The organism is Mesorhizobium monacense (assembly GCF_056781675.1).
Window position 1 is genome coordinate 2,314,769 of sequence record NZ_CM165567.1, and the last position, 22,307, is coordinate 2,337,075.

Here is a 22,307-nt window from a genome sequence, read left to right on the forward strand (position 1 = left end):
CCTCAGGCGCCTGGCGCGCCCGGACGCGGCATTTTCCCGAAAAGCTGGAAGACATTGTCCGTGGTGATATCAGCGATCTCGGCCTCGCTGACGCCAATAGTTTCGGCCAGCACCTTGGCCGTATGCGCGACATAGGCGGGCTCGTTGCGCTTGCCGCGAAACGGGATCGGCGCGAGATATGGCGCGTCGGTTTCGACCAGCAGGCGGTCATGTGGGACGTCGGCCGCGATGGCGCGCAGCTCGGCTGAATTCTTGAAGGTCAGGATGCCGGAGAAGGACACGTAGCCGCCGAGCGCAACACCCACTTCGGCCAGCCGGCGTCCCGACGAAAAACAGTGCAGGATGAAGGGGAAGGCGCCCTTCCCTGTTTCGTCCTCGAGGATCGCTGCCATGTCGTCGTCGGCGTCGCGCGCGTGGATGACCAGCGGCAGGCCGGTCTCGCGCGCGGCGGCAATATGGGTGCGAAAGCCTTGCGCCTGCGCGTCGCGCGGGGCGTGATCATAGAAATAGTCGAGCCCGGCCTCGCCGATCGCCACCACCTTGGGATGAGCGGAGAGCCGGACAAGTTCGTCGGTCGTCACGTCAAGCTCTTCAGCCGCATTGTGCGGATGGGTACCGACGGAGCAATAGACGTCGTCAAAAGACTCTGCGATTTCAAGTATTTGATTGAACCGCTTCACCCGCGTCGATATCGTGACCATGCGGTCGATGCCGGCCGCTTTGGCGCGGGCGACGATTGCCGCCCGCTCCTCGGCGAAATCCGGAAAATCGAGATGACAATGGCTGTCGACGAGCATCAGGCGCTCGCCTCCGGCTTTTCGATGTAACGCGGAAAGATCGCCTCCGGCGCGGGCAATGTCGTGCCAGGTACGAGCGCATAGTCCGCGTGGACATGCGCGAAGTCACGCCTGTCTGCCGGCACCGCCAGCAGGTCGAGCAGCTTGGCGGCCGACCCCGGAACGAAGGGCTGGCACAGCAGTGTCACGCGCCGGACGACTTCGGTCGTCGTCCACAGAACCGTCTCCATACGCTCTGGGTCGCTTTTGCTTAGCGCCCAGGGCTCCTGAGAAGCGAAATAGCGGTCGGCTTCTGCTACCACGCCGAAGATCGCCGCCAGTGCCAAATGGATGCCCTGATCTGCCATCGCCTTGCGCGCGACGGCGAGTGCCTCCACGGCTTGGTTTAGGATGGTGCTGTCGGCGTCGGTCAGTTCGCCGCGCTTCGGCACCACGCCATCGCAGTTCTTGGCGATCATCTTCAGCGAACGCTGCGCCAGATTGCCGAGGCCGTTGGCAAGATCAGCATTGGTGCGGTTGACGATGGCATCGTGGCTGTAGCTGCCGTCCTGGCCGAAGGGCACTTCGCGCAGGAAGAAATAGCGCACCTGATCGAGGCCATAGTGTTCGACCATAGTGAAGGGGTCGACGACATTGCCGACCGATTTCGACATCTTCTCGCCGCGGTTGAACAGGAAGCCGTGGGCAAAGATGCGCTTCGGCAGTTCGATCCCGGCCGACATCAGGAAAGCCGGCCAATAGACCGCGTGGAAGCGCACAATATCCTTGCCGATGATGTGCGTGGCCGGCCAAAAGCTCCATTTCTCGGACTTGGTGTCGGGATAGCCGGCGGCGGTGATATAGTTGGTCAACGCATCGACCCAGACATACATCACATGCTTGTCGTCGCCCGGCACCGGCACGCCCCAATCGAAGGTGGTGCGCGAGATCGAGATATCCTTGAGCCCGGATTTGACGAAGCTGAGCACCTCGTTGCGGCGCTCGGCCGGACCGACGAAATCCGGCTGACTTTCATACAGCGCCAGCAATTTGTCCTGATAGGCGGACAGCCGGAAGAAATAGCTTTCCTCCTCGTTCCATTCGACCGGCGAGCCAAGTGGCTCGCGGCGCACGCCATCTTCGCCGAGCGTGGTTTCGCTCTCGTCGAAATAGGCCTCCTGCCGCACCGAATACCAGCCGCTGTAGCGGTCCAGGTAAATGTCGCCATTGGCAGCCATCGCCTTCCAGATCGCCTGGCAGGAGGCGTAGTGGCGCGGTTCCGTCGTGCGGATGAATTCGTCGTTTGAGCCGCCGACCGTCTCGGTCATCGAGCGGAAGATTGCCGAATTGCGGTCGGCAAGCGCGATCGGCGTTATGCCCTCGTTCTCGGCCGTCTGCTGCATCTTGAGGCCGTGCTCGTCGGTGCCGGTGAGGAACAACACATCCTTGCCGTCGAGACGCTGGAAACGGGCCAGCGCGTCGCTGGCAATGACGGTATAGGCATGGCCGATGTGCGGCTTGCCGTTCGGATAAAAGATCGGAGTTGTCAGGTAATATTTTTCGCGTGCCATGGATGAAGCCGTCATGAATGTCTGAATGGGAGTGTGGCGGTGGATATCGCATCGAGACGGCGATTGCCATCCCGAGGCCAAGGCCGCGTTCACATTCGCATTGCAGATTTCAGGCGGTCGATCATGGTCAAAGCGTGCTGCTTCTTGTCGAGATTGTAGGTGTCGGTCTCGGATATAGCGTTCAGCGCCTCGTGCCAAGTGTCCGACAGCGTTTTGGCCCGCGCCAGATCGCCGGCATGTGCTGCTTGGCTGGCCCCGGTCGAGAGCAGGTCTAATGCTCGGCGGTTGAAGATGTCGAACTGGATCGCCTGGTCGCGGCCGCCGACGGCCTCCGCAAGCCGATAGGCACCGGTGACGTCGCTCTTTCTGGCGCCGACAAGGGCGTCCAGGGCGGCAGCGATCTCCAGCCCGCCATATTGCGTCAAAAGGATCGCGGTGCGGGCGCTGCCCCCTGCCCGTTCGGCTAGTGCTGCGCGGGCCGCCGGCTCTTCCGGCGGTGGCGGTTCGATGCCCTGGAGGACTGTCATCAGATCCTCGGCGTCGAGCGGCGTCAGCCGCACCATCTGGCAGCGCGAGCGGATCGTCGGCAGCAGGCTGCCCGGCGCATGGACGATGAGAATGAACAGCGTGCGTGCCGGCGGTTCCTCAAGATTCTTCAGCAAGGCATTGGCGGCATTGATGTTCATGTCGTCGGCCGGGTCAACGATGACGATCCGGTAGCTGCCGTCGTGCGAGGTCAGCGACAGGAAGCGGCTGACCTTGCGGATCTCGTCGACGGTGACGACCGTCTTGAAGCTCTTGGTCTTGTCGTTGGCCGGACGGGTCAGATGCAGCACCGAAGGATGTGCCCCGGTGGCGATCTGGCGAAACAGCGATGAGGCCGGATCGGGAACGGCTAGCGCGTCCGGCGCCTTTTCGAAGGCCGGATGCTTCAAGAGATGGTGCGCCAGGTGGAAGGCTAATGTCGCCTTGCCGATACCGACCGGCCCGGCAAGGATCAGCGCATGCGGCAGCTTGCCGGAGCGATAGGCCGCTGCCAACATGGCGGCCGCCTGCGCATGCCCGACCAGGCGCGGCGTTTCGGATGGCTCCGGCACGCCGTCCAGCGTGTCGTGCTGCTCGGGGGCGATGCGTTCGAAGATCATGCGGGTGCTGCCTGCCGCTTGTTGGCCGGCGTCATGGTCTCCAGGGCGGCGAACACGGCGGCGGTGACGACATGCTCGACCGTATCGGGATCGGCGGAAGCGTCGACGACGATGCAGCGCTCCGGTTCCGCCGCGGCGATTGCGAGGAACGCTTCGCGGCGGCGCTGGTGGATATCAAGCGTCTCTTTTTCGAAGCGGTCCGGTCCGTCGCCGGCGCCGCGCCGCGCTGTCGCGCGCCGCAGGCCTTCGGCCGGGTCGATGTCGAAGATCAGTGTGATGTCGGGCACCATGCCGTTGATGGCGACCTCCTCCAGTGCCTCCATGAATGCTGGATCGAGGCCGCCGGTGACGCCCTGGTAGACGCGCGAGGAATCCATGAAGCGGTCGCAAAGCACGATCGTGCCGCGCTCGACCGCCGGCCGGATGACCTGTTCGACATGGTCGGACCGCGCGGCCGCGAAAAGCAGCGCCTCCATCTTGGGGCCGAACGGTTCGGCGGCACCTGAAAGCAGCACATGCCTGACCGCTTCAGCGCCCGGCGAGCCGCCCGGCTCGCGGGTGACGAGGACATCGTATTTCTTGGCGCGCATCTTCCTTGCCAGGCGCTCGATCTGCGTCGACTTGCCGGCGCCCTCGCCGCCTTCGAAGGTGATGAAAAATCCGCTCGCCACTCGAAACTGCCTTTGCCGTGTCGCCCTGGTCTGGATGCTCTCTTAGAGCAATTCCAAGAAAAGTGTGAAACGGTTTTCCGTCCGGAATTGCGCCAAAACAAGGAGATAGAGCGGTTCTGCGTTTCCGTAAAACGGAACCGCTCTAGTCCCGGCTTGAAAAAAGGTCCACGACCTGAGGCCAGAAGCCACTTCCAACTATTGTTTTGTCGCAATTCCGAGACGGAAAACCGCAGCGCTTTTCCTGGAATTGCTCTAACGCAGCCAGCCGACGGCCAGTTCCTTCGCGGCATCGAGCGCGCGCTGCGGCAGCGTACCGACGCCAACCAACTCGGCCGCGAAGAGCGGCGTCTCCTGGCTCAGCGTGTCGCCGATCCAGACGCGCAGCGCGCCGACCGGCTGCCCGGCTTCGACCGGTGCGGAAACCGGCCCGTCATAGACGATCTTTGCGGTCAGCTTGTCGCGATTGGCGATCGGCAGGAAAATGTCCACCGGCCCCTTGGCTTTCAACGCTACGCCGGACTTGGCGCCGCCGAAGACTGCGGCTTCGCCGACCACTTCATCCTTAGCGAAGATCTCGGTCTTTTCGAACGAACGCGAGCCCCAGTCGAGCAGCTTGCGCGCCTCTTCGGACCGTTCGCGGTCGCTGGCCAGCCCGCTCATCGCTGCGATCACCCGCGTGCCGCTATGGCTGACGGTGCCGACGATGCCGAAGCCCGCCGCCTCGCTCGTTCCGGCCACAAAGCCATCGGCCTCGATGCCCATGGCGAGCAGCGGGTTGCGGTTCTTCTGGGTGATCTTGTTCCAGGTGAATTCCGGCTGGCCGTAATAGCGGAAGAACTCGGGGTAGTCGCGCCAGATGTGCAGCGCCAGAAGCGCGAGCTCCCTCACCGTCGTCTGCTGTCCGTCGGCCGGCAGTCCGGTCGCGTTGACGAAGGTCGAATTCTGCAGGCCGAGCTGACGCGCGCGCTCGGTCATCTGCGCGGCAAAGTTCGCCTCCGATCCGGCCATGCCTTCGGCAAGCACGATGCAACCGTCATTGGCGGCCTGCACGGTCACACCCTGGATCAGGTCTCCGACGCTGACCGCCGATTTGAGCTTGGCGAACATGGTCGAGGTTCCCGACGGGGCGCCGCCCGTGCGCCAGGCATTCTCGCTGACCACGAAGGTGTCGTCGAGCGTCATGCGGCCGGACTTGATGGCGTTGAATACCACCTCCATCGTCATCAGCTTGGCCATCGATGCCGGAGGGATCGGCTTGTCGGCATCCTTGGCGAACAGGATGGTGCCGGTTTCGGCGTCGATCATGAAGGCCTGCACGGCCTTCGTCTCGAATAGCTGCGCGCTCGCCGAAGCGAGCGAAAGCAGCAGCAGGCCAAGTCCCAGAAGCCCCGCGACAGGCGAGAAAAAGCGAAATTGCATAAGGAATCTCGACCCGTTAGCCGGCGTGCGTCATGCCCGCAAAGCTATCAGGCTTTTTCCCGGCGGATCAACCGCGAGCGCAAAATTGATCAGTTGCGCACAACAAGCGCGTCCGGCGCGCCATGCGACCACGCCGCCTGCAGCATCTCGTCCAGGCTGCCGTGGCCGTCCGGATAGAGATTGACCGAATACCAGTCCTTGCCATCGAGGTCGGAGCGCTGGATCTCGGTCTTGCCGAAGCCTGCGAGCCCGGCCGCCACGCGCCTGGCTTCGGCGACATCCTCGAACGAACCGGCCGCGACATAGTCGGTGGTGGCCGACGGGGTCTGCGGGTTGGTCCGCTTCCACGACTGCACATCGGCAGGCGACATGCCCTGGCCGCCCAAAGCGGCAAAGACGTCGGCGCGTTCGACACGCTCGTCCGCATAGGACAGCGAGGCCATGGCAAAGGGCGATTGCGGCGGCAGGTTGATTGCCGGCCGCTCGGGCGCGATCGGGCCGAAATCTGGCAGCGTGACATCGCTGGAAGACGGGGCCTGCAAGGACATGACCGGCTGCGCTTCGGGCCGCTGGCCTGAATCGGTCAGCTGACCGGGAAACGGCACGGCGGCGGCGCTCGCCGGCAGGCTCGGCGACGGGCCATTCATGGCGACCATGACGCCGGTCGGCAGGCCATCGGACGGGTCCGGCGCCCTGTTGCCGGGATGGTAGGAAGCCATCAGATACTGGTCGTCATTGCCGTCGAGCGGGGCGCGGCCGACATACTCGACCTTCACCTTGGCGGTGCCGATGTTGGAATAGTCGAGCATTTCGGCGGCACGCTGCGACACGTCGATGATGCGCCCCTCGTGATAGGGACCGCGATCGTTGACGCGCACGATGACCGAGCTGCCGGTCTTCAGATTGGTGACGCGGGCATAGCTCGGCAGCGGCATGGTCGGATGCGCCGCCGTCAGATGCTTCATATCGTAGATTTCGCCGTTGGCGGTCAGCCGGCCGTGGAACGCATCACCATACCAGGAGGCGAGACCCACCTTGGCGTAGCGCCTGTCTTCCTTCGGATAATACCACTTGCCGCGCACCTGGTAGGGCTTGCCGAGCTGGTCGCGGCCGCCGCCACGAGGGATGGAAGCCATATTGAACCTGACGCGCGGGCTTGCCTTCACGCCATATTCGGTTTCGGAAAAATACTCCTTGGAGCGCGGCTTCCTGGTGTCGACCATCGCCTTCGGCTGCGGCGCCGCGCAGGCAGCCAGCAACGCCGCCGAAGCGGCGAACAGCACGAAAGCGGGAGCGCGACGAAGACGCGGGCGCGCCGAAGTCTGCATTTTTCCTGATGTCCCCTACAGTCTCGCTACCAGCTGAATTCCGTGGAGCCAAAGCACCCGCACGAAACATGCCAGCGACACCCTGATCCCCAATCCCCTTGTGCGCAGGAATTGTTTATCACGGTGTTAACCGATTATGGTCGGAACCCGGCGAGATTGTGGCGCGCCCTCGGCGCGTGGCACAAGATGGAACCGGAGCCCGCTCGGCGCGTTGTCGCCGGATGCTTAAGAATGTCGCTTTCGCCATCGTGCTGACACAGGTCGCCGCCGTTGCCGGGCTTGTGACCGAGACGCTGCTGTTTGCCTCGTCCACCACCGAGGCCGCCAACGTAGAGGTGACTGCCGAACCCATGGTGCAATGCGACGTGGCAATTTGGCCGAACATCCCGGAACATTGCCGCAAGCAGGCCGAAGCAGGCAAAACGCGGACGACACTTGTGTTGATGGCCGGCAATTAGTGGCGGCCGTTTGGATTCAACGCTTCATGAGGCCACGACCGGACAGGACCACGAGCCGACTGATACCGGTTAGGAAGATTGAGAGGCAACGCTCCTCCGATCAATTTTCCAACGTATTTCAAGCGCTTATCGGCAAAATCTGGCGGAGGGAGTGGGATTCGAACCCACGGTGAACTTGCGCCCACGCCGGTTTTCAAGATAGGGAACCGGACTTTCGCCGCTTCGCTTTTCGTTGCGTTTCGCGGCGTAACGCTTTGACATTTATCAGCAATTCGCCGCATCCGTCGGCGTTATATTTCGTCGTTTTGCGGCGCTTTGTGCCATTTTCAAACGGGCCGGGCGCAAAATTGGCGCAAAGATTACGCCTTATCGGCGTTGCTCATCCGCGCTGAAAATCGCGCGCCAAGCGCATCCGCAGCAGCCTTGTCACGGCCGTCAACGGCGTGGACGTACGTGGCCAACGTGAACGCCGTTGTCGCGTGCCCGAGCCTTTCGCTGACCGTCTTGATATCGATGCCGTTGGCTATCATTTCGGACGCCATGCCGTGCCTGAATGCGTGCGTCGGCGCGACGCCTTGGACGCCGGCCTGTCTGTGCAACTGTCTCAAGCGGATCGTCAGAACGCCCGGCGGTAATGGCGCGCCGCCGAATGTCGGAAAGAGCAACAGCGGCTCGCGCTGGTAGCCCTTACCCCATGCAAGGATCATTTCGTTGACTACGGTGCGATACTTTCGGATCAAAGCCACGAACGCGGGCGGGATGCTGATCGCCCTGATCGAGGTTTCCGATTTTGCCCGATCGTCGCGCAGGATCGGTTCGCCTTTTTCGCCCGCAACCACGGTGCGGAAAATGCTGATCGTCTCAGCGTCGAGGTCGATGGCGTCGAAGGCAAGGCCGAGGATTTCCGAGCGGCGCATGCCGCAGACCATCAGCAAGGCAACCAGGAGCGCCATGCCGGGATGCTTGCCGCTATCGTCGGCGCGCACCGCCGCCTGATAGACGCGAACGGCTTGCGCTTCGGTCATGATCCTGATTTTCGACTTGCCGGGCGAAGGCGCCTTCACGTCCTTGAACGGATTGGCCGCGACCAATTTCCAGCGCCGCGCCTGCTCCATAGCCGTCGAACCTATCCGATAAAGGTGCAAAAGCGTCCGGTCGGCGAGCGGCCGCGTCCCGCGCGGCTGACCGTCTTTCGCCGGCTTTCGCGCCGCGCCGCCGTTCGCCTTGAGCGCGGCGAGCGCCTCGTCGATATGCAAAGGCGAAAGCTTGCCAAGCTGGATGTGGCCGATCTCGCGCGATAGCAGGCCAAGGTTGCGTCGATACCCAATCAGGCTGGTTTCGGCCAATTCGCTGCGCGTTTGCCAGTGGGCGAGGAGCCGTTCTGTGAAGGCGGCGAAGGTCTGCTTTTCGGCGTCGCCGATCCCGCGCTTTTCGCATTCGGCTTCCATTCTCGCCGCATGGGCTTTCGCGTCGCTTTGCCGGTCAAATGATTTGGTCTGCCGTCGGCGCTCGCCACTCTTGTCGTAGAGACTCCACGTCGCCTGAAAAAAGACTTTGCCGGTCGTGCTTACCTGCCGCCGAACTGAGGCCATTATTTTTTCTCCTTTTTTGATGTGCTGGATGCCGCCCGGCATGAGGCGGAGCAGAATTGTGTGCCTCGCCGACGCTCAACGAACCAGTCGCCGCAGTGCTCGCAAGGCGCCATGGAGACATGGTCTTCAAGATGAAGGATCGCGCTCGTCATCATGTACGCCGCGAGGTTTTCCGGGATGATGCGCATAGTCACGCCACGGCGAGCGGTCACGCCTTTCCCGACCTCGCCGACGTGCGGCACGAAGGCAACGGACCCGACAAATAGCGGCGAGGCGAGCAGCGCGTCCATGACATAGCCGTTGTCCCAAACGGCGCAGAGGCTCGTCTGCGTCCTGTCTCGCGTCCAACATGACGCGGCAAGTTTCAGCAAGCTTAAGACATATGCCCATCCGGCCGTGTCTCCCTGCGTCGTCTGTGACAATTGGCCGAACGGATCGCCGCGACGGCGCACGATCGATAGGACCGCATCAGGATCGTCGAGGTCGATCTCTGAGAAATTGCGCCACCACGCGGCTGGTCCTACGAGTTCGAGAGGGCGACCTTTGCCGCTGGTCTTGAAGGTGAAATCGTCGCCGGTTCGGCCAACGATTTCCGCCGCAGGCCATGCGCGGCCAGTCCAGATTAGTTCCCCGAGCGCCATTCCATATCCTCGCTTCGTCTCATTGCGCGTCACATCGCAATGTATAGCATGAAGGGAGGCGCAGGAAAGATACTTATTGCGCTTATTATGCCTTTTTGGCATATTTGACGAAGCAACGAACGGTGTCGCGGCACAGGGGCTAGGCGCGCTGAGAAATAGGAGGTTTCCATGATCCGTGCCCAACAGAAGCAACTGAAGCGGATAGGCCCTGGATTTTCGATTGCGGCGTTCTCGCGGGCGACTGGCCTTCCCTATAGGCGTGTCGAAAAGGCTGTCGCCGCAAAGGAGATCGCGTCGGTGACGATGGGCGGCGTTACGCGAATTCCCGAAAACGAAGTGCCCCGCGTCCTCCGTGCCTTTGGCGTTGAGACGACCGCACCGGCAGAATGAAGGGGCCCGATCGCGCTGGTAACGCGATAAGGCCGAGGGAAGGAGTTCTGTTCTGAGGACGGAAAGAATTACTTTCCCGGCCTGAAATCGTCAAGCAGCGCGGCGTCCAAACCCGGACGAACCGCATGTCCAATGTCGCACTTGCTTGGGCCTATAGGCAGCAAACCCGCGACGCGGGGGCCAAGGCCGTGTTGGTGTGTCTCGCATGGCGGGCCGACTCTAAAACCGGCAAATGCTGGCCGTCCATAGCCACGATCAGCGCCGACACCGAAATCCCCGAACGCACCGTAAATCGTAAAATCAGGGAACTCACCAAGGCCGGATTGATAACCGCAAGACGGCGGCGAAGGAATTCGAATCTCTATACCTTGATGTGCCACGGTGGCGTTTCTAAAGCGGACGGAAATCCGGTTCTTGAAACGCCAAATAAGCGGCCAAGAAACGCCAAATCCGGCGCTTCAATTGCGCCAAGCTCTGGCGCACAAACAGTAAAAGAACAAAAAAATGAACAGGGCGTGCGCGCGGGTCGCAACGGCGAAGAGACGGCTTTTGCCCCGACGAACGGGCAAGCCGTCCTCCGCCTTGCCGCGAAGGAGAAAGCCACTGTCAGCGCCGAGCTATTTCAATCAGAGCGCGCTAATTTTCCTGCCGAGCAGCGGGCCCGGACCGACGCCGAGCGGCGATGGATCGATGATCTGCTCAAGTACGATCCGAGGCTTTACGAAACCCACATGGTCGAGATGACGCTGGATACCAGCGCGGCCGTAACCGACGCTGAGCTTGCTCGGCCAGGCGGCGGCCTTCAGATGCTGCTCGCCACCGGTCCGCCGAAGAGGCCATGAAATCCGGGGCGAATCCTTGACGCGGCCAATGTTCTCGACAGTGGGCGGCGCTAGATTGAACGGCGAGACTACGACCACGCACTTGTCCTGATAGGACGCGAAATCGGCTTCTAGCCCAATAGCAAGCAAGGGGGATCGTGGCCAATTGAAAGCTGGAGCGTGAATAACCGGCATATCGAGTTCGTTCCCACTTTGTTCCGGAGCTTCCAACGGTCATAATCCTTGCAACTGATTCGCAGGGGTGATTCGAGATGCAGAACCGATCGCACGCGGTGATGGCGCAGCGTTCCGAGGCTAAGGACAGCAGGGATGACTTCCCGACACCGCCTTGGGCTACCCGAGCGCTTCTGGAACATGTCCTGCCCGAACCATCGTTTTCGAGACGGATGACGTGTTTGGAACCGGCCTGCGGCGCTGGTCACATGGACAAGGTTCTTCGTGAATATTTTCACGAGACTACTGCGTCGGATATCCACCCGTATGGCTATGCGAGTGTGGGCGACTTTTTGAAGATACCGTTGGAAGTCGCGTCGTTCGATTGGGTTATTACCAACCCTCCGTTCAACTTGGCGGAAGAGTTTGTGACGCGTGCGCTTCCGGTCGCTCGACGCGGCGTAGCTATCTTGGCCAGGACTGTTTTTATGGAGAGTGTCGGTCGTTACGAAAGACTTTTTCAGCCCACTCCCCCGGCGATTTTTGCTCAGTATGTAGAGCGCGTGCCAATGGTGAAAGGCAGGCTTGACCAGAAAGCCTCGACTGCCACCGGCTACGCTTGGTTCGTTTGGCTGACCGAAGGGACTTCGAATACAAAGGCTATGTGGATTCCTCCTTGCAGGAAGAAGTTGGAAACCAAATTAGACTATGACTTACCGCCAAGCCGCATGTCACCACGGCAGGCGCAGTCGGATTTGTTTGGGTTCAATGTCCCTGCTCGATATAGTGAAGCCAAACGTTGATGCGACAATAGCGTCGCTGGTTGACACTGAATTTCGGCCAGACCCAATTGCGGGAACACTGTTTTCTAGGGTCGTGAGCGTTCTGAGTTCTGCCTATAAGCGTCATGGCTCAATCATTGAACAGGCCATCGTCGAGTGCCTAAAGGCGAACCCCAGGTACACGGTATGGCGCGTCGATCTGTTCGGCATTCACGACCAAGCGACGGTTACAGTCGCTGCGGCCCAAAACAACCCAGGTTCGCTTGATAATACTCATCTGCCCTACATTGGCGACGCGGCCGGCAACAATCGCATACAGTTAGATGCGGTGGTGTTCGATAACGATACGGGTATCGTTTCAAGCTACGAAATTAAGCGGGGTAATGGTCATTTCGATGCCGGAAAACAGCGCTCGATGAAGCGGGAAGCGCTTCTTTCGAAGATCCTGCTTCGAGATCATTGCCGCCAGCGCGGGTTCGCAGCAACCGACAGCAGAGCATACATCGTGTTTTACTATGGCATTAGATCAATTCCCGCGCCCCTTGGCTTGATCGGCACTGAGCTTGACGACCATTTTGGCATGCCAATCTTGAGCGAAGTCGAAACGGTGAACTCCAATTTCAGAAGCCGCTTGTTTGAGATCATTTCTCAGTAGGCTTGGGGGAAGCTGACGGCGGGGCGCGCCAGAATCTAGGGCGAGAACCGTCAAAATCGGCGCGCGACCTGGCCGATCAGATCGAGGCGCAGGACGCGACAGCCAAGCCGTGCGGCATTGAGCGGCGTCCGGCGGCTGATCTGGATCGCCTCGGCGGGCTCAAAATGTCGCGCCAGCGCGACATTCTCTCGCGCCAACTGCATCAGCTTATGCGCCGTCTGCCGCGTTTCGAATCCCAGCACGCGGGCATTGGCGGCCAGCCAGTCTCAACTGGATTCGCCAGCGCGGTGCGCGCGTTGTCACGATCCACTCCGCTTCTGGCAGACGTTTTTGAGATAGTCCGGCTCGTTGCCCTCGCAGAATATGACGCCTGTCTTCGGATCGAACTCGCCGACGAGGCCGATATTCAGCGTGCCGTCGCGGACCCACTGTCTCAGCCTGCCCCGGGACACCCCAACTGGCTCGATGCTGAAACGGCGGTTGTTGCTGCAATCCACAATCAGGCTGTAATCGCCGAGGCTGCGCGCCGTCACCGCCTTCGGGCAGTCTATCCGCAGGGCGTCATTATTTGCCATAAGTGCGTGCCAGCGTACGAGCTGCGCGGGCTCGGCGATCCAGCGGGCAAGCTCAGCCTCATATGCTTTTTCTGCCCGCCTTTCGCCGCGCTCTACCTCCCACTGCTGATACTTGGCGGTCAGCGCCGGGCCGAAGAACCCGGCAATCAAGACGACCAGAATGGCCACCAACAGAACGTGGATAGTCTTCACATTTTTACCCCCCCTGGCGGTGCGCGCCTTTGCGCCAAACAGTTTACCCCCGGATCGTCGTTCAGCGCGAGAACGCCCGGCAGATTAATTGCAGCCAACTGGCTTCCCTCGCAAATAGTCAATTTGCTGTAGGGTTTTCTTGCTGGTCGATCTCGACCTCGGCGCAGGACCGGGGCAAACATCGAGAATACCGGCGCCAACCCGACGCCGGCAAAAATGCGGGCTGATATCGATGTAATGCACGAGCGCGGCTGACCATGAAGCCCGAGATCGACCTCCTCGCCGACTGTCTTCAAGGCCTCGCCGATCGGGTGGCCGCCGCTCAGGCGATGGTGCGGTCGATGCAGGCCGAGCGCGACGCCGCGTCCGAGGGGGAGTTTCCCGAGCATGATCTGATCGACGTTTCCGACGCCGCCATTCGCTTCCGGCAAAAGCCCGACACCATCAGGCATTGGTGCGAGCACGAAGGCTTGGGGATCAAGATCGGTGGTCGGTGGAAGGTGTCGGTGTCGAAGCTCAAAGCTCGGCTGGGATACTGACCTTTTCCCGTTTTTCCCGTTTCGGGCTGTTTGGCTTTCCCGTTTCGCGGTGCACATGTGGGCCAACGAACACCGGCAGGGACCAAGCACATGCCTCACGACTTTCGCGCCGACGGTCTCGCCAGCGCTGCCGGCGGCGGCCAGGCGCCGGGCATCGACGATTCGCAAGCGTCGGCCAGCTGGAATGCTGCCGTCGAAAACGCGACCGCCCCGTCGTTCAACATGCGACAGTTCGGACAGGCGCCGGATGTCGCCGATCTTTTGCCCGCCGACGCGAGGAGCCGGCTCATCGAGTTGCGCGAGATCGCCGAAGACGCTCGCGCCGCCTATGTCGGCCTAGACGACGGATGGCATCATGCGCGGCAGACGCTGAACAGCACGCGGACCCGTCTGCGCAGCCTAACCGATCCGGACGCTATGCTTAGGGCTGGACATAACCCGGCTTTACTCCGCGGCGTTGACGGCAACGAACATCCGGCAATCGCCGATGCCCGCAGCAAGGTCGTCGCGGCTGAAACAGACCTTAAGCGGATTAACCAGCGTCGCGATGATCTGGCGCACCGTCAACAGCAAGCGCGGCTCTTGGTCACGCGCATCGAAAACTATCTTGCCGGCGCCAGGCAGAGTGCGTTCGAGCCGTTCACCGGCAAGCTGCGCAAAGTCCCCAGCGTGGAAGCAGCGCGCGGCGAGATCGACAAGCTCAAAACGGAGTTGTCGGCGGCTTGGACTGCGCCGCATCCGTCATCGGTCGTCAAGGCACGGATGCGAGGCGAGATCGCCGCGCTTGCTGAACGTGGCTCGCCGAATCTGCGGACGGCGGTAGCGCATGGCGAGAATGTGAAATGGCCGACGGCCGGCGTCGATGTCTGGCACAACATGCCCGGCAACCACGTCTCGGCCGTTGCACCGGACACACTCGGCCTGCTCGCGTGGCTGCTCAAGGACAAGCTCGTCGCGGCGCTCGACATAGAGGTCGACGACGCCGCCAACGACCAGATCGCGATGACCGACGAACAGCGCGACGCCGCGCTCGCAAGGCTGGCCGATCAAATTCTCGAGGTCGAGCGCATCGAGGTCCAACTGGTCGAGGCCGGCGGCCTCGACCACCGCGACGACGTTGACGTTCGTGCGTTGCTCGGCATCGTCGGACCGGAAGGCGAATGAGTGTTCAGAGCATGGTGTGGTTGTCCTTCACCATTAAGCACGAGACGGGCGAGGCCGAGCGCACCGCCCGTCTCAACCCAATGACAATGCCTCTGATGATGAGCGGGTTTTGCTGTTCCTTCTCCAGCTCATCCAGAGCACCGGCCGGTCGCGTTGCTGTTCCCAGCGTGGCCGGCCGACCAATGCGGCTGCCGGGTGGGGCGGGCGCCCGCCACATGCAGCGCCGGCGCCTGGCCTCGGTCGCGGTTCCTCCTGCGCCAAACTGGTATGAGGGAGAAGCTTCTGCGCGAGGCATTTCTAGGCATAGACCCGCAAATCTTGGGCATGATCACCAGGCAATCGAGCCAAAGCCTTATGGCACTTGGCGTGGAAGCGTCGAACTGCGCAACGGGGAGTAAAGTCATGGGGCATCCATGTCCCTGATGTCGTTCTCTGCATATGCCGCCCTGATCGGCGTCAACGCCTCAAGCGTGAGCCGGGCCGTTGCCAAGGGTAGGCTTCCCGTCGTGCAACTTGCTGACGGTCGGCGATTGATCGACCCCGCTCTAGCCAACTCGGCAAGACGCAAGAATAGCAACATCCACTCCGGGCACGGCGGCAAGCCCGACCGGACATTGCGGCGCGCGTCGGAATGGAAGGCGCGGCAAGCCGATGGTTTCGATCCGGCGGTCAAGGCCTGCGTCAACGTCATGCGCTCGGACTGGCCCGATCTGGTCCGCAAGGCCATGGCCGTGCTTGGAGCCGACGAATTGAACCAGGCGCGGGCGGTGCTGGCGGTGCGCGAACTCACGGACACGCTCGCTTGCGCCGCGCATTACGACCTGAACGCTGGTGGAGTTTGGGACTTCCGAGAGGCGCTGACGCCGATACCGGCAATGACATGGTCCGCTCCCGATGTTCAGACCTTCTTCGAGCGGGCGGGCGGCAGGGCCGAAACCGAACAAGGTCTATGGACCTCCGACGATGAGGCCGGCCTTCCCGGCGGCGATGCATGGGCATTCGAGGCCTGCTCTGCCCACGACGCTGTGAGAGCAAGGAGATAGCAACATGATCCCTGCAGATTTCCCTCCGCACTGGCGCGCGGCCATCGAGACCGGCGACGCTTCGGGCTTCAAAACCCAAGACGATTTCGTGGCCTTTTTCCGCGCAACCAGCATTGTCAACGGCTGCTTCGGCGAGCTTTCAGATGGCGAGAGAGACCACGTCTTGGACCTTCGCGATGGCTTTCCCACGGTCAATGAGGCCGCAAGGCAAGCAGCCACCAAGGAATGCGAGGCGCCGCCGCGCTTCATCGGCGTCACCAACCTAGCCCGAGAGCCGACACTCGCCGAGCTGCAACCGGAACTCGACGCGATCGAAACCGAGGTCGGGAAAATGAGCAGGAGCGCGTCCGAGTCATGGGCCAAGGTCATCGCCAAACACAATCAAGGTGTGCCGTGATGGCTTGCCGAGCGAATAAATTCCCGGATGAAAAGCGGCATTCATTTCGGTCTTGCCATCGCTTCCTTGCACCGGCTGCCGGCGCGATCGCCTCACGCCAGCCGCCGCCTATGAGGCGCTGCAGCCTGAGACGAAGAACTCGGCATTTCATGGCAACCAGCACAAATCTGGTGTTCGCCAAGTTGGCGATAGGCAGATTGCCGACCGCTTCACCGCCGATACCGCCGCCAAAACTGGCGAGTTTGCCAATTTGGCAAACATTGCTGGATCGACGTTCTTGAAGGCGTCTATTGCGCGATATGCCGACCGTTGCGAAATCTGCGGCAAACGCTGGTCGAGCCACCCGGTAAAGCAGGCGACCGCACTGACCTATGGCGACTTCGGCAACGTCGCCTGACCGCGATATCGCGGCGGGCGGTGGGGTCTCTAGTTGCCGAATTCTTGGCGTAAAAGGAAGTCGATCGCATCCTCTTCAAACCCCGACGGGAAACGCTCTTTCGCGGTTACAGGATCAACCTGATTGCACTCTCTTCCGAAGTCGGCAAGAAACGGTCTGTCGGCCAGCTTGACAAGCCGACCGTTATCATCGAGCGGCGGCTCACAAAGTATCATTTTACTCAATGTTACAGGATCGTATGCTACCGCAGGCACATACCCAAACGCTGCTATGCTTCGCGTCCCGCCAACCGGCTTTCGCGGAGGCGCATCTGCCCAGGCGAAAAGCTTAACTCGTTCTTCTTTCACTTCGGCAAGCCATGGGATTATTGCGCGACTTATGTCGCATCCTGCTATGTCTGGATGCGCGCCCGTTGGCATGATCGCGGATTCGCGAATGCCACAGTTGGTAAACACGGCGCCAGACAGATCCCCTTCAATATACGATTTTTCTAATGTGACCTGCGACCACTGGGCTTTGGCGAGGTTGACCTCGCGAAGCGCGAAGAATTGCATCTTCAACCCAATGACTTTGGAATCGCGCAAATCGAGTCCGGAGATTCCGTCGATTTGTGTTGGCACCCAAAAGCGCAAAGGCTTCTCCCTTGGAGCCTGGCCGATGAACTCGATCCCGGTGTAGATGACCGGTTTCACACAAACGGCAGTCTTTGCATCCCAATTGCCTCTCTCTTCACAGGAGAGGTCGACGGCGTCTAAGACCGCCTTTTGCTTAAACAAGTAACTGAGAGCGTCTCCTTTGCCGGTGTTTCCAGCGGCAGGTCGAAGCAGCCTCGACCAATTTCGTTCTTTGGCATCTTCCACCCTCTGGAATCGCTCATCAGCCCGATCTTCGAGGTCTCCGCTTATTTGCCACGCCGTTAAAAGGACCACCACAAAGCCGGCTACACCTGCGAGCATCACTGCAAGCTGCAGAATGGGGCTTGCTTCCATGCCTTTTACGAATGGTTTTAGCCGAGCGTTGGCTATATTCCATACGCTGTTGATCAGATGTCGAAACACCCAACACGCGACGCAAAGAACGATGATTGCGGCAACCCCGAAATAGACCCAAATCATGCCCAACGCCCCCGCCGGTCAGCGCTTCTGCGCCATGGAGTCCTACCCAAGCACGGGGTCGACACCATCACAAGGAGCAACCCAATCTGCGGGGGGTGGGGCAAACTTGGCGAAGCCGAGCTGTTCGGCCCGGCGAGCCTCCCATGCACGGAATTTTTTCTGCAGCCGAAAGATCGGCCGAGGGTTTTTCCCACCTGTGGATGTAAAATTGAATTTTTGAAGTCTGTGGATGCAAAATCGAATTCGCCTATGGAATTCAGCCTTCCGCCCAGCGGGTCGGTCCGTCTTTCAAGTTGAAAAGTAGATGGTTGGTAAGCTCCTCGATGGTTTTGAAATCAGCGATTAGTTGCGCGTGAAATACGACAGGTCGAGCTTGTTCAGAGTATGAGTGCATCATAACCGGCTGGAAGAAACGCAGCTTATCTCGTTCATCCAAAAGCCTTTTTACTTCGGCATCTCCCATGGGCATCTCGGCTCTATCTATTTTTTTATCGAGCCTATTGTGGGTGTCCACATCCTTGAGCAAGACGGTATAGGGCGGGATGTAGAGCGGGATTCGATGCGCCAAGGCATCCCGGTAGTTTTCGTTTGCTGCCAGCCATCCATCGATCTGATCCAGGTAGTCACCGAAATCAGCGGAAACCGATTGCCGCACGAACTTATGGATTTTGCGAAGACCGACCTCGCGCCGAGATATCTCCTTCCCGTTCGGCGTCGTTAGCGCTTGTTCCTTCACCCAAATCCAAGCCAGATTATCGAGGCAGCCTGCAATATTCAGTACAAACGACTGAAGGCATATTTCCGCGTCGGCCAACGCCAATGAATCAGGTGGTTTTTTCCGCGAAGGCGGCAATCCACGGAAAACATTGTTGATGCAGCGCTCCAAGACTTTTACCCGTCTTAGAAGGCCGTGATACGCAAACTCGCGGGCGGCCTCCGATTTGAACGGATGCGACAAGACGCTGTGGTTTATCGCCCGGGTTCGATCAGCGATCTGATTCCTTTCGCCTAGAATCTCTCTAACTGTTTCTCGTGAGAAGCTCATTCATCGGCCTCGAAAACTACCGCACAGGCAATTTTGGACGCCGGCAAGCGTTGAGACCGCACAATGGCTTCGTGGGAACACACCTTTAGGATGCCGCCGCTGCTATCCGGTCCGCTGGAATTTCGAACCCAGCAGCCTGCAATCGTTGAACGAGCTTTGCCACTATCTCTTTCACATGGGTGTTGAATTCTATCCGAAGGATCCCGTCAGTGTCAGAAGGGCGCTCAAGAGTCCCTTTCTGGATAATGGCCATATTGGGTCGACCCAGCGCGGCCATCACCATCCCCATCTCCAAGATGACGTTTTGTCGAGCTCGCGGTTGCCGATCCGCATCTGTTAGCTTGTTTGAATAGCCGTAATCGTCAGGTGTCAGAAGAACTATTCCAAACGCAGCATCCTTATAGATGCTTTGCTCCAGGGCTTCGACGATCGTCTTTCCACCCCCGTCAGAGTTTTGCAGTATGAACGGTTTAAGGCCCAGTCTTAATAGGACAAGCTCGAGTTGATCACGCGCCTCGCTGTCGTGGCCGTGGACAACAAAAATCTTTGCCGCTTCGGGAGCTTTTGCAACTGGCATTGGGTTACCAAGTGCGGCATCCAAATCGGCCTGAAACTTCTCGGGGGTGCTGCCTTGGCAAAGAAGGGTGCCTGATGAACGCCACCAATTGAGTACCTCACCTGTTTTTGCCCTGAAGAACAGATGACCGGGGTTTTTTTCTCCCCATTCCCCCTGCCGGCCAGTAGCTTCTACGGCGCTTATTAGTGCATCCAATTCGCCATGGAATTTTGTCATCGGTTGGGTTCCCCGTTGTTTCGCTTTGAAGTCGATTCCATCATAAGCCGCCAACCGCTTTTCGCCGGTTCATAGTCGCAGGAACGGAAGGAAAATCAAACGTAGGCGGGCCGATCAGGCTCGGCCCGACCACGGCTCGATGCATTGGGACTTGGTCGGGCTGTTTGGCTGCTCGGAATGCAAGGCCGAGGACCGGGACCCGGTGTTCTTCACCGTCATTCCTGACTATGAGGGCATCCAGCTGCAGAGCAATCGCAACTGGAAGCCGACCTTCGCAAAGCCCTGAAAGCCCGCCTACCAAGCCCGCCAACGCGCTCGGGCCGACGTGCTTGGGCGTGCCGCCCAGTCAAAACAGCTTCGTCAACTGCGGAGCCACCAGCACGATCAGCAGACCGACGATGGCCCAAATCCCCATGTTGATCCGATTGAGGACGATGCGGATACCTACCAGGTTGCTGTTGGTCGTCCAGGCAGCATTGCCGCTGCTCATTTCTTCCATGACAAACCGCAAGTGGTTGTCGCTATCATCGTTTAGCTTTGCAATCTTGTCATCATGCCACTTTCCCGGATTGAATCCGCCGAATAGAGCCACGGCCCATGCCACCACGTAAACCCACCATTGACGATCCATCGATCGACCCTTTCTGTGCACACAGTGCAAAGCAGCAGCGCGGCGGAGAGGACATCACCGGGGAAGCAACGCGCGCTGAGGGGGAACCGCTCCTTCTCCGACAGAGCCTGCCGGCCTGCGTCCAACGTTTCGAATACACCATGAAGTGTCGGGTCGCCAAGCTTGGCTGATCCCCGTGCCGCCAGCGCGCGCGGGCCGCATCGCCGGGCAGCACAGCGGCCAGCGCCAATCGCCCGCTGTAGGGGCCGGGCGGCGGTCAGACATTCGTCAGCGCACCGCGCCTATCATTAGAACCGGACCGATTCGTTCGGCTCCCGAATAAACGACAAGGAACCAAAACCATGAAGATCAAACAAGCATGTGCCCAAGTCGTCGCCGCCTTCATCGATTGGAAGGAAAGCCGAGGTCACCGACCCGACCAAGTGCTGCGCGGTGACGATGCCTTCCTGTTCTACCTCGGCCTCGAAAGCAGCCGCTCGCCACTGCTCGACTTCCGTGCAACCGGTGACAGGTGGCAAACCGTTCATGCGTGGCTGCTCAGCCGCCGTCTCGTCAGCGACTAAACGGGCGTGGGTGGGGCGGACACGGGCTTGCGGCGAGGCGCAAGGATGCCACGAACGCTCGCGATCCGCAAAAGCCCGCCGGATGGCGGATGGGGTGGGATTCGAACCCACGGTAGAGTTGCCCCTACGCTGGTTTTCAAGACCAGAGCCTTAAACCACTCGGCCACCCATCCTTTTGGGCTTTTGCCCCGCTTTGCGCCTTGACTTTGCGCGGTGGCGCAAAAGGGGCGCAAAATTCATGCTCTTTCGGCTAAATTGCCTTTGTATTTCAAATCGTTAGGCCAGTTCCAATTTTAATTTTCAAGACCGGTGCCTTAAACCGCTCGGCCATCCCTCCAATGTGATTTTTCAATCACTTAGATTGTCGCTTTCGGTCAGTTCGAGCAGTTGGCACCGGATTGGCACCGAAGGCGTTCCCGACCGGTTCGCTCTTCATTCCTGTAGAGCGGCATTGAGGGCGGCGTCAACCACCGCTGCGGCGCCTTCCTGCTGACAAGGCAGCCTATGCGCATAGATGCTAAGCGGTACCGTGGCACGTCCCAGAACTTACATCCCGGAGGAATCAACCACTTGCAGCGACAACCATGATGGCGACGACGGTGCGGATTTGTCGACGTTTGTATCATGCCGGCTCAACCGAAGTCCTCTAATCTGATGCGAGAGGTCTGAGCAATGGCGGCAGAGGTCCGACCTGCGACTTTCGTAAAGAGTTCGTACAAGCTTTATGCTGATATTACGGCGTGGTTGAAGTCGGGAGGGGCGCAGTGGGCTCACCAAACACTCTAAGACAACTTGCGCTCCGCTCGGCGGATTCTGGCGGAGGCCCGCCGGTGTGCGCAATAGCGATGTCGTGGGGGCGCCACTATGTTCATTGACTACTACGAAGTTCTGGAAATCAGCCCGAACGCCAACTCGGAAACGATAGAACGGATATTTCGTCATTTTGCTATGCGTTACCATCCCGACAATCAAAATACCGGTGATGAAGCACGCTTCAGCGAAATCGTGGAGGCCCACAATACGCTCAGAGATCCGGTCAAGCGTGCGCAATATGACATTCAGTATAAAGACCATTTGAACCTTCGGCGCGAGTTGACTGAGGAAGCCGGCAACACCAAAGGCATCGAACGGGACGTCGTCATTCAGGCCAAAGTGCTCTCGCTTCTTTATGTCAAACGCCGGCAAGACGTGAACAATCCCGGCATTGGCGATACAGAACTCGAACGCTTATCAGGCTGTCCGCGTGAACACTTGGAGTTTCATCTCTGGTATCTAAAAGCAAAGGGCTGGATTGCAAGGATCGAAAACGGGATGTTCGCGATCACCGTAGACGGCATCGATCGCGCCAATTCCGAACATCGTCCTGACACCACCACCAGACTACTGGACCATACAGGCTGACGCGGAAGGCTCGTCGCCGGCGTCCCCCT

General features: G+C 59.9%; 25 protein-coding genes and 1 tRNA gene. 11 read left to right on the top strand and 15 right to left on the bottom strand.

Annotation, left to right across the window (positions count from 1 at the left end; all coding sequences use genetic code 11):
- Positions 1-2: 2 nt before the first annotated feature.
- The 6 genes from AC1RUK_RS11105 to AC1RUK_RS11130 all read right to left on the bottom strand — a co-directional run bounded on the left by AC1RUK_RS11105 (position 3) and on the right by AC1RUK_RS11130 (position 6,910).
- Positions 3-797 (bottom strand): TatD family hydrolase, encoded by a 795-nt coding sequence (locus tag AC1RUK_RS11105; protein WP_481835604.1) that lies wholly within the window; start codon positions 795-797, stop codon positions 3-5.
- Positions 797-2,347 carry a methionine--tRNA ligase gene (metG, locus tag AC1RUK_RS11110; protein ID WP_481835603.1) on the bottom strand — a complete coding sequence of 517 codons (1,551 nt, stop codon included), beginning with the start codon at positions 2,345-2,347 and terminating at the stop codon, positions 797-799. Before metG ends, AC1RUK_RS11105 begins: the two co-directional genes overlap by 1 nt.
- Before the next feature lie 89 nt (positions 2,348-2,436).
- Complete coding sequence (locus AC1RUK_RS11115; protein ID WP_481835602.1) at positions 2,437-3,492, bottom strand: DNA polymerase III subunit delta'; 1,056 nt, start codon at positions 3,490-3,492, stop codon at positions 2,437-2,439.
- Positions 3,489-4,163: a dTMP kinase gene (tmk, locus tag AC1RUK_RS11120; protein WP_481835601.1), complete on the bottom strand. Its 675-nt coding sequence runs from the start codon at positions 4,161-4,163 to the stop codon at positions 3,489-3,491. The genes AC1RUK_RS11115 and tmk overlap by 4 nt, the downstream gene beginning before the upstream one ends.
- Before the next feature lie 252 nt (positions 4,164-4,415).
- The gene (locus tag AC1RUK_RS11125) at positions 4,416-5,582 is read right to left on the bottom strand and encodes a D-alanyl-D-alanine carboxypeptidase family protein (RefSeq protein WP_481840239.1); all 1,167 of its coding nucleotides are present in this window, start codon (positions 5,580-5,582) and stop codon (positions 4,416-4,418) included.
- 89 nt (positions 5,583-5,671) lie between these two features.
- The gene (locus AC1RUK_RS11130) at positions 5,672-6,910 is read right to left on the bottom strand and encodes a septal ring lytic transglycosylase RlpA family protein (protein WP_481835599.1); all 1,239 of its coding nucleotides are present in this window, start codon (positions 6,908-6,910) and stop codon (positions 5,672-5,674) included.
- A gap of 221 nt (positions 6,911-7,131) precedes the next feature.
- Here AC1RUK_RS11130 and AC1RUK_RS11135 point away from each other — a divergent pair, with 221 nt between their 5' ends.
- Positions 7,132-7,368, top strand: a complete 237-nt coding sequence (locus AC1RUK_RS11135; RefSeq protein WP_481835598.1) for a hypothetical protein — start codon at positions 7,132-7,134, stop codon at positions 7,366-7,368.
- 359 nt (positions 7,369-7,727) lie between these two features.
- On the opposite strand, the gene AC1RUK_RS11140 is transcribed toward AC1RUK_RS11135, so the two are convergent.
- Together AC1RUK_RS11140 and AC1RUK_RS11145 are read right to left on the bottom strand one after the other, a co-directional pair.
- On the bottom strand, positions 7,728-9,002 hold the full coding sequence (locus tag AC1RUK_RS11140) for a tyrosine-type recombinase/integrase (protein WP_481840240.1): 1,275 nt from the start codon (positions 9,000-9,002) through the stop codon (positions 7,728-7,730).
- The gene (locus AC1RUK_RS11145) at positions 8,960-9,601 is read right to left on the bottom strand and encodes a hypothetical protein (RefSeq protein WP_481835596.1); all 642 of its coding nucleotides are present in this window, start codon (positions 9,599-9,601) and stop codon (positions 8,960-8,962) included. The genes AC1RUK_RS11140 and AC1RUK_RS11145 overlap by 43 nt, the downstream gene beginning before the upstream one ends.
- Positions 9,602-10,116: 515 nt before the next feature.
- Between AC1RUK_RS11145 and AC1RUK_RS11150 the strand changes: the two genes are divergently transcribed.
- The 3 genes from AC1RUK_RS11150 (at position 10,117) to AC1RUK_RS11160 (ending at position 12,423) form a co-directional block, all read left to right on the top strand.
- A complete protein-coding gene (locus AC1RUK_RS11150) occupies positions 10,117-10,833 on the top strand; it encodes a helix-turn-helix domain-containing protein (RefSeq protein ID WP_481835595.1) in 717 nt (238 codons plus the stop codon).
- 422 nt (positions 10,834-11,255) lie between these two features.
- Positions 11,256-11,789: a class I SAM-dependent methyltransferase gene (locus tag AC1RUK_RS11155; RefSeq protein ID WP_481835594.1), complete on the top strand. Its 534-nt coding sequence runs from the start codon at positions 11,256-11,258 to the stop codon at positions 11,787-11,789.
- Positions 11,755-12,423, top strand: a complete 669-nt coding sequence (locus tag AC1RUK_RS11160; RefSeq protein ID WP_481835593.1) for a hypothetical protein — start codon at positions 11,755-11,757, stop codon at positions 12,421-12,423. The genes AC1RUK_RS11155 and AC1RUK_RS11160 overlap by 35 nt, the downstream gene beginning before the upstream one ends.
- Before the next feature lie 50 nt (positions 12,424-12,473).
- Here AC1RUK_RS11160 and AC1RUK_RS11165 read toward each other — a convergent pair whose 3' ends face one another.
- Positions 12,474-12,626, bottom strand: coding sequence for a hypothetical protein (locus tag AC1RUK_RS11165; protein ID WP_481835592.1), 153 nt, complete (start codon positions 12,624-12,626; stop codon positions 12,474-12,476).
- 96 nt (positions 12,627-12,722) lie between these two features.
- Positions 12,723-13,190, bottom strand: coding sequence for a hypothetical protein (locus AC1RUK_RS11170; protein WP_481835591.1), 468 nt, complete (start codon positions 13,188-13,190; stop codon positions 12,723-12,725).
- A gap of 257 nt (positions 13,191-13,447) precedes the next feature.
- Between AC1RUK_RS11170 and AC1RUK_RS11175 the strand changes: the two genes are divergently transcribed.
- The 4 genes from AC1RUK_RS11175 to AC1RUK_RS11190 all read left to right on the top strand — a co-directional run bounded on the left by AC1RUK_RS11175 (position 13,448) and on the right by AC1RUK_RS11190 (position 16,333).
- Positions 13,448-13,729 carry a hypothetical protein gene (locus AC1RUK_RS11175; protein ID WP_481835590.1) on the top strand — a complete coding sequence of 94 codons (282 nt, stop codon included), beginning with the start codon at positions 13,448-13,450 and terminating at the stop codon, positions 13,727-13,729.
- A gap of 90 nt (positions 13,730-13,819) precedes the next feature.
- Positions 13,820-14,893 carry a hypothetical protein gene (locus AC1RUK_RS11180; RefSeq protein ID WP_481835589.1) on the top strand — a complete coding sequence of 358 codons (1,074 nt, stop codon included), beginning with the start codon at positions 13,820-13,822 and terminating at the stop codon, positions 14,891-14,893.
- A 413-nt stretch (positions 14,894-15,306) separates the two neighbouring features.
- The gene (locus AC1RUK_RS11185) at positions 15,307-15,936 is read left to right on the top strand and encodes a MerR family transcriptional regulator (RefSeq protein ID WP_481835588.1); all 630 of its coding nucleotides are present in this window, start codon (positions 15,307-15,309) and stop codon (positions 15,934-15,936) included.
- Positions 15,937-15,940: 4 nt separating this feature from the next.
- Positions 15,941-16,333: a hypothetical protein gene (locus AC1RUK_RS11190; RefSeq protein WP_481835587.1), complete on the top strand. Its 393-nt coding sequence runs from the start codon at positions 15,941-15,943 to the stop codon at positions 16,331-16,333.
- A 426-nt stretch (positions 16,334-16,759) separates the two neighbouring features.
- On the opposite strand, the gene AC1RUK_RS11195 is transcribed toward AC1RUK_RS11190, so the two are convergent.
- The 3 genes from AC1RUK_RS11195 to AC1RUK_RS11205 all read right to left on the bottom strand — a co-directional run bounded on the left by AC1RUK_RS11195 (position 16,760) and on the right by AC1RUK_RS11205 (position 19,683).
- Positions 16,760-17,845, bottom strand: a complete 1,086-nt coding sequence (locus AC1RUK_RS11195; protein WP_481835586.1) for a pentapeptide repeat-containing protein — start codon at positions 17,843-17,845, stop codon at positions 16,760-16,762.
- A 256-nt stretch (positions 17,846-18,101) separates the two neighbouring features.
- A complete protein-coding gene (locus AC1RUK_RS11200; RefSeq protein ID WP_481835585.1) occupies positions 18,102-18,890 on the bottom strand; it encodes a hypothetical protein in 789 nt (262 codons plus the stop codon).
- Between the two features lie 85 nt (positions 18,891-18,975).
- The gene (locus AC1RUK_RS11205; protein ID WP_481835584.1) at positions 18,976-19,683 is read right to left on the bottom strand and encodes a TIR domain-containing protein; all 708 of its coding nucleotides are present in this window, start codon (positions 19,681-19,683) and stop codon (positions 18,976-18,978) included.
- A gap of 139 nt (positions 19,684-19,822) precedes the next feature.
- Between AC1RUK_RS11205 and AC1RUK_RS11210 the strand changes: the two genes are divergently transcribed.
- Complete coding sequence (locus AC1RUK_RS11210) at positions 19,823-19,969, top strand: hypothetical protein (protein ID WP_481835583.1); 147 nt, start codon at positions 19,823-19,825, stop codon at positions 19,967-19,969.
- A gap of 60 nt (positions 19,970-20,029) precedes the next feature.
- Here AC1RUK_RS11210 and AC1RUK_RS11215 read toward each other — a convergent pair whose 3' ends face one another.
- Positions 20,030-20,314 (bottom strand): hypothetical protein, encoded by a 285-nt coding sequence (locus AC1RUK_RS11215; RefSeq protein ID WP_481835582.1) that lies wholly within the window; start codon positions 20,312-20,314, stop codon positions 20,030-20,032.
- A 341-nt stretch (positions 20,315-20,655) separates the two neighbouring features.
- Between AC1RUK_RS11215 and AC1RUK_RS11220 the strand changes: the two genes are divergently transcribed.
- Positions 20,656-20,877, top strand: coding sequence for a hypothetical protein (locus AC1RUK_RS11220; protein ID WP_481835581.1), 222 nt, complete (start codon positions 20,656-20,658; stop codon positions 20,875-20,877).
- Between the two features lie 83 nt (positions 20,878-20,960).
- Here AC1RUK_RS11220 and AC1RUK_RS11225 read toward each other — a convergent pair.
- Positions 20,961-21,050 (bottom strand) — tRNA-Ser (locus tag AC1RUK_RS11225).
- Between the two features lie 691 nt (positions 21,051-21,741).
- On the opposite strand from AC1RUK_RS11225, the gene AC1RUK_RS11230 reads away from it, so the two are divergent.
- Positions 21,742-22,278, top strand: a complete 537-nt coding sequence (locus AC1RUK_RS11230) for a DnaJ domain-containing protein (RefSeq protein WP_481835580.1) — start codon at positions 21,742-21,744, stop codon at positions 22,276-22,278.
- Positions 22,279-22,307: the final 29 nt, after the last annotated feature.

What these genes read in the sequence shown, in the direction of transcription:
- AC1RUK_RS11105 (WP_481835604.1), bottom strand. Translation starts at nt 797, where the DNA reads ATGCTCGTCGACAGCCATTGTCATCTCGATTTTCCGGATTTCGCCGAG.
- metG (WP_481835603.1), bottom strand. Translation starts at nt 2,347, where the DNA reads ATGGCACGCGAAAAATATTACCTGACAACTCCGATCTTTTATCCGAAC.
- AC1RUK_RS11115 (WP_481835602.1), bottom strand. Translation starts at nt 3,492, where the DNA reads ATGATCTTCGAACGCATCGCCCCCGAGCAGCACGACACGCTGGACGGC.
- AC1RUK_RS11125 (WP_481840239.1), bottom strand. Translation starts at nt 5,582, where the DNA reads ATGCAATTTCGCTTTTTCTCGCCTGTCGCGGGGCTTCTGGGACTTGGC.
- AC1RUK_RS11130 (WP_481835599.1), bottom strand. Translation starts at nt 6,910, where the DNA reads ATGCAGACTTCGGCGCGCCCGCGTCTTCGTCGCGCTCCCGCTTTCGTG.
- AC1RUK_RS11135 (WP_481835598.1), top strand. Translation starts at nt 7,132, where the DNA reads ATGCTTAAGAATGTCGCTTTCGCCATCGTGCTGACACAGGTCGCCGCC.
- AC1RUK_RS11140 (WP_481840240.1), bottom strand. Translation starts at nt 9,002, where the DNA reads ATGCCGGGCGGCATCCAGCACATCAAAAAAGGAGAAAAAATAATGGCC.
- AC1RUK_RS11145 (WP_481835596.1), bottom strand. Translation starts at nt 9,601, where the DNA reads ATGGCGCTCGGGGAACTAATCTGGACTGGCCGCGCATGGCCTGCGGCG.
- AC1RUK_RS11150 (WP_481835595.1), top strand. Translation starts at nt 10,117, where the DNA reads ATGTCCAATGTCGCACTTGCTTGGGCCTATAGGCAGCAAACCCGCGAC.
- AC1RUK_RS11155 (WP_481835594.1), top strand. Translation starts at nt 11,256, where the DNA reads ATGGACAAGGTTCTTCGTGAATATTTTCACGAGACTACTGCGTCGGAT.
- AC1RUK_RS11160 (WP_481835593.1), top strand. Translation starts at nt 11,755, where the DNA reads ATGTCCCTGCTCGATATAGTGAAGCCAAACGTTGATGCGACAATAGCG.
- AC1RUK_RS11165 (WP_481835592.1), bottom strand. Translation starts at nt 12,626, where the DNA reads ATGCAGTTGGCGCGAGAGAATGTCGCGCTGGCGCGACATTTTGAGCCC.
- AC1RUK_RS11175 (WP_481835590.1), top strand. Translation starts at nt 13,448, where the DNA reads ATGAAGCCCGAGATCGACCTCCTCGCCGACTGTCTTCAAGGCCTCGCC.
- AC1RUK_RS11180 (WP_481835589.1), top strand. Translation starts at nt 13,820, where the DNA reads ATGCCTCACGACTTTCGCGCCGACGGTCTCGCCAGCGCTGCCGGCGGC.
- AC1RUK_RS11185 (WP_481835588.1), top strand. Translation starts at nt 15,307, where the DNA reads ATGTCCCTGATGTCGTTCTCTGCATATGCCGCCCTGATCGGCGTCAAC.
- AC1RUK_RS11190 (WP_481835587.1), top strand. Translation starts at nt 15,941, where the DNA reads ATGATCCCTGCAGATTTCCCTCCGCACTGGCGCGCGGCCATCGAGACC.
- AC1RUK_RS11195 (WP_481835586.1), bottom strand. Translation starts at nt 17,845, where the DNA reads ATGATTTGGGTCTATTTCGGGGTTGCCGCAATCATCGTTCTTTGCGTC.
- AC1RUK_RS11200 (WP_481835585.1), bottom strand. Translation starts at nt 18,890, where the DNA reads ATGAGCTTCTCACGAGAAACAGTTAGAGAGATTCTAGGCGAAAGGAAT.
- AC1RUK_RS11205 (WP_481835584.1), bottom strand. Translation starts at nt 19,683, where the DNA reads ATGACAAAATTCCATGGCGAATTGGATGCACTAATAAGCGCCGTAGAA.
- AC1RUK_RS11210 (WP_481835583.1), top strand. Translation starts at nt 19,823, where the DNA reads ATGCATTGGGACTTGGTCGGGCTGTTTGGCTGCTCGGAATGCAAGGCC.
- AC1RUK_RS11215 (WP_481835582.1), bottom strand. Translation starts at nt 20,314, where the DNA reads ATGGATCGTCAATGGTGGGTTTACGTGGTGGCATGGGCCGTGGCTCTA.
- AC1RUK_RS11220 (WP_481835581.1), top strand. Translation starts at nt 20,656, where the DNA reads ATGAAGATCAAACAAGCATGTGCCCAAGTCGTCGCCGCCTTCATCGAT.
- AC1RUK_RS11230 (WP_481835580.1), top strand. Translation starts at nt 21,742, where the DNA reads ATGTTCATTGACTACTACGAAGTTCTGGAAATCAGCCCGAACGCCAAC.